This window comes from Pseudomonas sp. CCOS 191, from assembly GCF_001007005.1.
Taxonomy (GTDB): domain Bacteria; phylum Pseudomonadota; class Gammaproteobacteria; order Pseudomonadales; family Pseudomonadaceae; genus Aquipseudomonas; species Aquipseudomonas soli.
Genome location: NZ_LN847264.1, coordinates 2065614 through 2074467, shown reverse-complemented (window position 1 = coordinate 2074467; position 8854 = coordinate 2065614). Strand labels below are relative to the sequence as shown.

At 63.3% G+C, this 8854-nt stretch carries 12 protein-coding genes; all 12 read right to left on the bottom strand.

The window, feature by feature from the left end:
- Positions 1 to 4 precede the first annotated feature (4 nt).
- The 12 genes from CCOS191_RS09490 to CCOS191_RS09435 are packed head-to-tail and all read right to left on the bottom strand — an operon-like array spanning position 5 to position 8841.
- Positions 5 to 499 carry a hypothetical protein gene (locus CCOS191_RS09490; protein ID WP_046854967.1) on the bottom strand — a complete coding sequence of 165 codons (495 nt, stop codon included), beginning with the start codon at positions 497 to 499 and terminating at the stop codon, positions 5 to 7.
- 15 nt (positions 500 to 514) lie between these two features.
- Positions 515 to 943: a phage tail terminator-like protein gene (locus CCOS191_RS09485; RefSeq protein ID WP_046854966.1), complete on the bottom strand. Its 429-nt coding sequence runs from the start codon at positions 941 to 943 to the stop codon at positions 515 to 517.
- The gene (locus tag CCOS191_RS09480; protein WP_231867480.1) at positions 940 to 1593 is read right to left on the bottom strand and encodes a hypothetical protein; all 654 of its coding nucleotides are present in this window, start codon (positions 1591 to 1593) and stop codon (positions 940 to 942) included. The genes CCOS191_RS09485 and CCOS191_RS09480 overlap by 4 nt, the downstream gene beginning before the upstream one ends.
- Before the next feature lie 20 nt (positions 1594 to 1613).
- Positions 1614 to 2000 carry a hypothetical protein gene (locus tag CCOS191_RS09475; protein ID WP_046854964.1) on the bottom strand — a complete coding sequence of 129 codons (387 nt, stop codon included), beginning with the start codon at positions 1998 to 2000 and terminating at the stop codon, positions 1614 to 1616.
- Position 2001: 1 nt separating this feature from the next.
- Entirely contained in the window at positions 2002 to 2370 is a 369-nt protein-coding gene (locus tag CCOS191_RS09470) for a hypothetical protein (protein ID WP_046854963.1), read from the bottom strand.
- On the bottom strand, positions 2370 to 2666 hold the full coding sequence (locus tag CCOS191_RS09465; protein ID WP_046854962.1) for a hypothetical protein: 297 nt from the start codon (positions 2664 to 2666) through the stop codon (positions 2370 to 2372). The genes CCOS191_RS09470 and CCOS191_RS09465 overlap by 1 nt, the downstream gene beginning before the upstream one ends.
- Positions 2667 to 2708: 42 nt before the next feature.
- Positions 2709 to 3677, bottom strand: coding sequence for a major capsid protein (locus CCOS191_RS09460; RefSeq protein WP_046854961.1), 969 nt, complete (start codon positions 3675 to 3677; stop codon positions 2709 to 2711).
- A 9-nt stretch (positions 3678 to 3686) separates the two neighbouring features.
- Positions 3687 to 4553 carry a DUF6651 domain-containing protein gene (locus CCOS191_RS09455; RefSeq protein WP_231867479.1) on the bottom strand — a complete coding sequence of 289 codons (867 nt, stop codon included), beginning with the start codon at positions 4551 to 4553 and terminating at the stop codon, positions 3687 to 3689.
- 32 nt (positions 4554 to 4585) lie between these two features.
- The gene (locus CCOS191_RS09450; RefSeq protein ID WP_046854960.1) at positions 4586 to 5662 is read right to left on the bottom strand and encodes a hypothetical protein; all 1077 of its coding nucleotides are present in this window, start codon (positions 5660 to 5662) and stop codon (positions 4586 to 4588) included.
- Positions 5662 to 7068 carry a DUF4055 domain-containing protein gene (locus tag CCOS191_RS09445; protein WP_046854959.1) on the bottom strand — a complete coding sequence of 469 codons (1407 nt, stop codon included), beginning with the start codon at positions 7066 to 7068 and terminating at the stop codon, positions 5662 to 5664. The genes CCOS191_RS09450 and CCOS191_RS09445 overlap by 1 nt, the downstream gene beginning before the upstream one ends.
- Positions 7069 to 7070: 2 nt before the next feature.
- Positions 7071 to 8390, bottom strand: coding sequence for a phage terminase large subunit family protein (locus tag CCOS191_RS09440; protein ID WP_046854958.1), 1320 nt, complete (start codon positions 8388 to 8390; stop codon positions 7071 to 7073).
- On the bottom strand, positions 8365 to 8841 hold the full coding sequence (locus CCOS191_RS09435) for a DUF2280 domain-containing protein (RefSeq protein WP_046854957.1): 477 nt from the start codon (positions 8839 to 8841) through the stop codon (positions 8365 to 8367). The genes CCOS191_RS09440 and CCOS191_RS09435 overlap by 26 nt, the downstream gene beginning before the upstream one ends.
- Positions 8842 to 8854: the final 13 nt, after the last annotated feature.

Sequence of the window (8854 nt, the reverse complement as noted above, 5' to 3'; positions counted from 1 at the left end):
CTCGCTACTTCGTGATCGCCGCGATCATCAACGCCTGACCTTTTGTCAAGTCGGTGAAGGCCAGACTGGCCAATCTGCTATCCGAGAAAGAGTGACCTGTCAGCACTCCCTCGATCTGCTCGATATGCTCCTTGAGCGCAACCACGCGATCGAGCACCGACTGGTCGAACGCCTGGCGCACCGAATCCACGACTGAGCGAACCTCGGCAAATGGAAGCCCAGCACCGGACTGATGGGCCCGCTTGCAGAGGAAATCGCCATTCGTGTAGACAGCTCCGTACACCTTGCCATCGGCGTGAAACACATCAGGCATGAAGCCAAAGCCTACAATGGCGTACTGCTCGCGCTGGTCGGTGCTCAGTAAGTCGCGGGTGATTCTCGCGAAATCAGCAGGATCACTACCTGACAGCCGCTTTAGCGCCGCTTCCAGCCCGGAAAGATCACCTCCTACCACAGCATCGATTGCGTCCTGCTTGTCACGCGTTGCTTGTTCAGACATTGCACAGCCTCTTGGTTATGCCCCAGCGGGCGGTTGGTCCGCGATGCCGCGGTAGGTGAAGCTGGCCGGGACTGTGTAAGTCGCCGGCTCGGGGATGGTGGGGCCCTGCTCTACCGGCTCGACGACCAAGCCTTCGAAGCCGTTGCGGCTCAGCTCGCTGTCGACACGGAAGACACTGGTGAGCTCATCAATCACGGCCTCAGCAGTCGCCAGCGCTTGGCCTGCCGGGCAGGTGATGCTGACCTGGTAGATGCCGGTGTACTCGTAGGCCTCACCGCTCAAGTAGCGGCAGGTGGTGCTGGCCGGGAGCAGGAAGGCGCGCAGATAGGTTTCGTCTGGGCCTGGCTCGAAAGCCTGCTCGAAGTTCGCGACCCGGATCGGGCGCGCCGCGGCCCAAGTCATCAGCTTGATCTCGATGGCCTGTCGTGCTCTTGCGTGGCTCATGCTCGGTGGGTCCTGATGGCTTCTTCAACGATGCGCTGGAAGTCGGCAACAGTGACTCGCACCATACCGCCAGGCGCCTGTGAGCTGTGGCCGTACTCCAGAGGGATGGCATACGGCAGGTTGTTGACGATGTAGGCGACCTCGCCGGCGGAGAGATCGCCTGCGGCTACGAGGAGTCTGTCCAGCGTCTCGCCGGCGCTCTCGATGTCCTCGATCTCGCCTGCGGCTGGAGCGCCGGTGGTGAGCTGCCAGTTACTGCGGAAGCGGCCGCCCACGTAGCCCTGGCCAGCCCTCCGAACGCCGAGCCCGAAGTTCTCGCGCTGCTCGCGCTTGGTCAGCGGCTTGCGCAGTCGCAGGCCGCCTTTCAGGTTGCCGCTTTTGGTGTAGTTGGCCTGGTCGGCAGTGATGCCGGCATTGATGGCCGCCGCCCTGGCGTTGTAAGCCGCGATCTGCTCAGCCGCGCTGCCCTGGGCCTCAACGTTCACCTTCCAGAGATCCGGGTTGCCGACCGGCGACATGGTCACCAGCCTCCGGCCGACCATGATCACGACCTCACGGAAGGTTAGGTCCATCGCCTCCTTGGCGGCCTCTGCGAACTGCTCCAGCTGCGCGGCAAAGCTGCCGTCCAGGCCGCCGTAGCGGCTGGTCATGTGTGAGCCGCGGGCCATGTTTACTTCCTCAACTGGATGGTCCAGGTGACCTTGGCCGCGTCTTGCCCTACGTCCATGACTCGGTAGCCGCTGATGCGGTCACCGATGGCGGGGATGGCAGGGACTTCCGTGACCGCGTCGCCATCCTTCACGAACAGCTCGTTCTGCAGCGCTTTGAGGCGTACGTCTGACGCCAGGATGCGCGTACCGTCGATCTCCCGGACCTTGTACTGGCCGAAGACACCGCGACCGGCGTAGTGCAGCGTTGTCGCCGGCGTACTACCGCCCTTCTCAGGGTCGTAGGTGCCAGGCACAGGCCGGCTGCCATCGACCGCCGCCACTGCGTCGGCTAGATCCGTATCGAAGGCCTGGGCCAGCTCGGCCTGTAACTCGCGTCGAAGCCCCATGTCACCCCCTGACGATCTTGACCTGGCCGGTGCCCAGATACCGCGCCAGCAGGGCCAAGGCGAAGGACTCACCCGCGCTGATGGCCTTGGACGTTGCTGAGTAGGTCTTGGAGCTCGACACACCGTCAGCATCCACGGACTTGCTCAGCACGCCGGTCTCCTTGCTGCCGTAGATGTTCCCTGCCGCAGCCTCTCGGGCAATCTCGGCGCCAGCCTGGATGACGTCATCCGGTACCTGGTCGAACTCAGGCAGGCCGAGATTGGTGAGCCAGGTGTTGGCCATCAGCACCGCACGGGCCTTCTGGTCGTCGGGCGCCCAGGCCGGCCCAAGCAGGGCGTCAACCTGCTCGACGGTGATGTAGATGGTCATTACGCGGCCTCGCCCAGCAGCTTCTGCAGGTCCTCAACGCTCGCGTCAGGGCTGAACTGCACGCCCTTTTCGCTCAAGGCAGCCTGCAGTTTTGCCTTCAGCTCGGCTTCTTCGGCTGCCTTCTTCTCGGCAGCGGACTTGCCAGCCTTCGAGCCTTTGGCCTCCTTGATCGGCTCCGGATGCTCGTAGCCCTCAGGCGCGAAACGCGCATCGATGATCTTGTAGCCCTTCTGCCGCAGCTCGGCTTTACGCTCCGGGCTGACCGGGTGCTTCTCGTAAATCACTTTCTCGCTCATGGCGATCTCCTGGGGAAGGCGCCCCGAAGGGCGCGGTACCGGTTACTTGGTGGCGTCACCGATGGTCAACACGCCGGCCGAGGCCTTGATGCTGTTCGCCACCAGGTCCCAGTTGGTGCCGGTGGACAGCTCGGCGTTGGTCGGCGACTTGCCGCCGTTGGCGGTGTCCCAGGTGTAGCCCTTGAGGCCCAGGCCAAAGGTGTAGTCGGCCTGCATGGTGGTCTCGATACGCTCCTTGCCGTTGGAGGTCTCGATGTTGGTGATCAGGTCGGAGCCATCCATCACCACCGCGGCGCCGTCGGCCAGGCTGAGCACCTTCTGCTTGTTCGGGGTGCCGGCCTCGTACAGCGCAGGGGCGTCGGTGATGATTACGGCCTTGCCGAGGATGTCGACCACCTGCACGCCGGAGAACTGGAACAGGCGCTCGGCGTTGGCCAGGTTCTGGCCGACCAGCTTGTGGTACATGGCACCGGTCATGACCTGGGCCACCAGACGCTGGGAAGCGTCTCCGAACAGCGCGTGAGCGTTGTTGATCGCGACGTAGGTCACGCCAGCAGTGGCCGAAACGTCGTTGGTGGCACTCGCCTGGTTGCCGATGGCGCCGGCCAGGGCCGAGATGGCGGTGTTCAGCTGGTCCGCCATGATGGCTTCGGACAGGTTGCGGCTGATCACTTCCAGCGCTTCTTCCGGGTTCTTCTGGATCCAGGAGAGCTGGGAAGGCTCCCACAGGATCGGGCCGAAGCCGCCGGCGATCTTCACCGAGTCGTACTGCTTCTGGGCCAGCGGGGTGGACGCCTGGGCGCCGTTGGCGGCGTAGCGGTCGACGCGACGCTGAGCGCCGTGCAGACCGGCCCAGAACGATTCCTGGAGGAAGTCGCCGTCGATGCCCTGGGTAGTCAGGCGGATGGCGCCGGCCGATGATGCGTTGAACTTCTCGACGTCCTGGGCCAGGGTCTCGATGGTGGTGCGCTTGAGGTATTCGTTGAACACCTTCATGTTCGAAAGGGCCATTGGGCCTCCTTATTCGCTTGCGGTCAGGCCCTTGATGGCTTCCAGGCGTTCAGCCTTGGTGCCACCGAAGTTGCCCTTCGTGGTTTTGTGCTGGCCACCGCCGTTCGGCGCGCCGCCGCCATTGGCGCCGGAGCTCTTCAGGATGTGGTCGCGATGGGGGTACTGCGAGACGAGGGTTTCGAGCGCTTCGTTGAAGTCGGCCAGCTCACCCGGGCGAGCGCGGCTGAAGATCTTCTGGCCTTGGGCGTCGTACGCGACGACCTTGCCTTCCTCGATCTTGAAGTTGCTGCCGAAGGCGGCCTGGACCATGTCAGCGGGAACAGCCATCTTCTCGGCGATGAACTGGGAGCGCGCGAAGCTGCCACCGATCTTCTCGGCATACAGCTGCTGCTCGAAGGTCTGCGCCTTGCCGTTGGCTTCATCCAGCTGGGTTTGGAAGGCCTTGCTGATTTCGCCCTTCACCTTCTCGATCTCGCCGGCATCCACCAGCTTCTTGGCGTCGAGGTTGGCAACGATCTCCAGGGCTTTCTTGGCGGCCGCAGCATCTTCGATGCCTTCGAACGCCTTCGCAGTTTTCTCGAAGCTGTCCGCGCGCTCGCGGTGCGACTTCGCCTCGGCATTCAGCCGGGTGATGGTGTTGCGAGTGCCGACCGCATCGAAGGCGACGTCCTTGCCGTCGTCATCGGTGTAGACGGGCTTACCATCTTCGATAACTGCGTACTGCTTGCCATCCACTTCAACAGTCTTGAGTTTCATTTCGTCTCTCTGGGCCATCCGGCCTGTTGGTGAGCCATCCGGCCCCAGGTCGCCCCGTCCATCCGAACCGCAGGCATGAAAATGCCCCGCACTGGGCGAGGCTTTGGAGTTGCGCGCCACGAAATCACAGGTGATGGATTCGTGGCGCGGTATTACGTGAGCCGCTCCTGCAGCTCCGCAAGCGTGAGGAGCTTTCCCTTGTCGTTGTAGAACGTGCTGAGCTTCAGCCCACCCTCACGCATCAGCCGACCACGCTCCGGGCCAAGGATCTCGTCCTGGCGCGCTGCCGACTGCTTGCCGAGCCATTCGGCGTAGGTGGTCGACTCTGGCACCTGGCCATCCATGCTCGCCCGTGTCGCGCCGTCGCTGAAGCCCAGGGCCTTGGCGCTCTTGAGCACCGGAACCTTGGAGGATCGACAGCAGAAGTGGATACGCCCAGGCCCGGCCAGCCACGGGATCGTGTGGCCGATGGGCTTGTAGGTGCCCAGGGTGTAGGGCAGCCGGTCGCGGATCCGGCAGTCGGATGACGTGTGGTTGTCCAGCGTACTGAGCCACTCGACATGGTTGATGATGTCGCTGTTCGCCTCGTACGCTGCGTCGCTAGCTGTTTCGGCCGTATGGGATACCGCAGACCGCACCACCGCCTCAACTTCGCGCCTGGACTTCTGAAGGGCCCCGTCGGCGTATTGCTGCACCCGGCTGCCCATGACCGTGCGGACGATCTCCGAAGTGGTGCGCCCCTCGACAACGCCAGAGCGCACGGCATCGCGCACTGCGGCAGCACGGCTGGACTCGATGCCGGCCATCCACTCCCTCAGCAGGCGCCCCTGGAATGGTCGAGCCTGGACGATCGCCCTCACAGCGCTGAACGCCGGGGAGACGACCGGGTATACCTCCTGCACCAGGGCTGGGAGAACGGCCCGCAACGCGCTCTGCTGGAACGCCAGCTCGTAGCTGATCAGTCCGTCGGTCACCTGGTCCATGGCCAGGCGAATCTCGATGAAGGTCTGCTGGTTGATCCGCAGAACCGCTGATAGGGCGATATCGACAGCTGCGGCTGATAGGTCGGTGCCGAGGTTGTCGATAGCCTCGATCAGCGCAGCGCGCAGGTCGGCGTCCTTGCTGTTCAAGATCTTGATGATCGTCACAACCTGGCTGTTGCTCAGCCTGGATAGGTCGACCTCATGCCCGATCAGCTCGTTCAGAAGCTTCTCGTTGGCCGTCTTCATCACAGCGTACCGAGGGCCGGGCCCTGGGCCTCAATCTTCGCCAGTTCCTCTTCCCAGTCGTATTCGTCGCTGATCACGCCGCGACGCTGCATCTCGGTGAACAGCGTCTCCTTGCTGATCATCCCGGCATTTGCCATGGATACCAGCGTCGGCAGCGACACTTCTGGCATGTAGTCGACGTCGAAGTTGCCGCGCATCTCGACCGTGCCGCCCTCGCCCAGGTCGCGGTAGTCGGCCATGAACTGGAGCAACTGAGCCAGGCAGTCAGCGAAGTGGTGCGCCATGCGCGCCAGCGGGGACAACTCCTGAGCAGCCTCCTCCTCCGCCTGTGTGGCGGTCTTGGTAGCCGTTTTGTCCGGGGTCAGCAGCTTGGCCCCGGCCATGCGCATCTCACCGATCAGGTCTTGCAGCGCGGTTCGACCGGACTCAACGGCCTGTCCGGTGTGCTCGACGTACTTGAGGTCGCCATCCTTGGGCAGGTCGGTCAGCTGGCCGGTGCCAACCTTGAACTCTGGCGGGACGATCTTCCCTTGGTTGTCGTACTGGGTCTGGATGCCGATGCGCACCAGGATCGGCACGCGAATGACATGCAGGATGTTGTCCTGGTCGCTCTGACTCTGCCAGTGCTTCACGTTCAGGTGCGCCAGCTCGATCAGCGGCGGCTTGGCCGTCATGAAGCCGGTGCGGCCGGTGTAGAAGGTAACCCAAGGGATCGCGGTCAGGCTGTTGGTGCCCTCTTTGTGCGGCTCCCAGGTGCCGCCAACTGAGGCCTGCTTGCCCCGTGCGGCCTTGGCCGACCTGCGATAGGTTCGCCAAGAGCCAGGCTCCAGCACGCGAATCTGCTCGACGCACTTGGCGCCAAAGTCCCCATCCTCCTCCTCGACCAACTCGATATAGCGGACCATGGTCAGCACGCCGCCCTTGGAGCGCCAGCCCAACACCTGCTCAGGCTTTACCAGCACGACGTAGGGACGCACACCGGCGGCCTGCTCGTCAGCCTGGGTCTTCAACTCTCCCGCTGGCGGGTGATCGACGAAGGCATGGCACAGGCCGTGGCTCAGCCCCTCGGTGAAGAAACCGACCGCCCAGGAGTTGAGGTCGTTGCCGGCGTGATCGATGTCCTTGGCCATCTCAACAATGGTCTCTGGCACATCGTCACCCACCTGAAGCGGCTCGGCGAACACCCGCGAGGTCATGTTGCCTACCGTCTCGGAATAGGCCGGCAGCAGCGTCGAGAGGCGCAGACGCTCCCGGTAGGATTCGTCATCTTCGGCGGGATACTGCGGCAGCAGGACCTTCCCCGCCGCCCGCATCGCCATGGTTCCGCCCATGAGCGGCGAGATCACGGCCCAGTAGGCGCGCATCGCGTCGACAGCGGGCAGCGTGATGCTCGGGTTATCGCTCATGGTCACATTCTCAGGGATTGACTTGTGGCCGTTGCCACGTTGATCGGGTATCGCTTGGCGATGAAGTAGCCGGCGGCGTCGTTCATGTGGTCATGACCCTTCTTCGGGTCCTTGTCGGGTTCGCCATGCTTGTCATAGGTCTGCCGCTCGAGGCACAGGGTAAGTTGCGGGCATTGGTCGATGTTGACCTTCAGCCGGCGCTCGCCGTAGGCGTTCATAAGCATGGCGTTGACCGAGTTCACCCGGTCTTTAACGCCTGGGTTCTGGCTGTCCACGATCACCGCGAAGCCAGCTTTGCGCAGCAGGGACAGGTCGGATTCGCTGGCGTTCTTGCTGCTCGTGTTATGGCCGCTGGCGTCGGGATAGACTGCGATGCCGTGACCGGGAAAGCGCGCCTGGATCTTCTCGATCATTTCCGGCGTGTCGCGCACCGAGTGAAATTCATCCAGCGCCAGCGGCAAGCCATCGCGAACCACGTAGACCACCGCGGCCATCTTCATGACGTTGAAGTCCATGCCGATGTGCAGGGCCTCGCCTGGCTTGATGCGCTCGCTGGTACGGCTCTCGCTGCGACTGAAGGTGTAGTAGACGACGCCGGCATAGTTCTCGAAGCTGGCCTCGTACTCCTGGCGGAACGTCCGCGGGTCCATCTTGCGGCGCGCCGCGTCCAGCTCCTCGGCCGGGACGTTGCCGCCCTGCAACGAGGTGTAGAGCCAGCTCTTGTGGTCCGGCTCGCCATCGGCCTGGCCGTCGCGGTAGGTGTCGAAACAGTGGTTGAAGCCCTTAGGGGTGCCGATGCGTAGCGCGTGACCACCCTTGAGCATTCCGACACCGGGTATGACGTACTCACACGTCGACAGCATTGGTCGCAGCACTTCCTCCCAGGCCGCCCACTTGCAATCCGCCCATTCGTCCACCAGCACGAAGAACAGGCCGGAACCACGTAGGTCGTCGTAGTTCTCCAGGCCTACACATCGGATCAGGTGGCCGCTCTTGAGCGTGATCAGCATGTCCGACTCGTTCGGCTTGCACTCACGCCACTCTCGGGGGATGGCCTGCTTCAGCCGGCGCCAGAACACCCGGCGGGCCTGCTTCTGCGTCGGGGCCGCGTACCAGATCTCGTCCTCGACACTGACGCCCCACTCGGCAGCCAACCTGGCCGCACGGCGCATCTCCGCCTTTCCGAGGAAGGTCTTGCCGAATCGACGACCGCAGACCGCATCGCGGAAGCGGGCATTACGCTGAAAGCCCCACACGTAGATGTTCGCTTGCTTCGGCGTCAGCTTGACCGGCGCCTCAAAGGTACGGGGTAGCGGGGACATTCTCGTCTGGCTCCAGCTTGTACTCAGCAACAGCGTGCTGCTGGTCCGCCTGGGAGCCCAGGGGCTTGCCGGGTTCGATTTTGCGGTTGACGTACATGTCACCGCATTCCTTGGCAGCCTGCTCGTAAAGCTGGGCAGTCAAAGCGAGGTTGCGCATGTTCTCGGCCTTCTCAGCCATTCGCCCAAGGCCGCGCAGGCGAAACGCCCGATTGGCGATGGGAATGTCCGCCGTCTCCTCCCGGAACCGCTTGCGAGTGTCCTCGAATAGAGTCACCCAACGCTTCGCCAGGCCTTTGCCGGAGTACTTGGTGGGATCGTGCGTCTCCACCTGCTGGCGGGTCACTGCGATGCTGAATTCTTTCTGGACTGCCTCTACCACCTGTGAAGGCGTGTCGAAGCAAGCCAGGGCCTGAACGATAAAGGCCTTCACGTCATTGCTGAGGGCTGCCATAGGCTGTCATCCG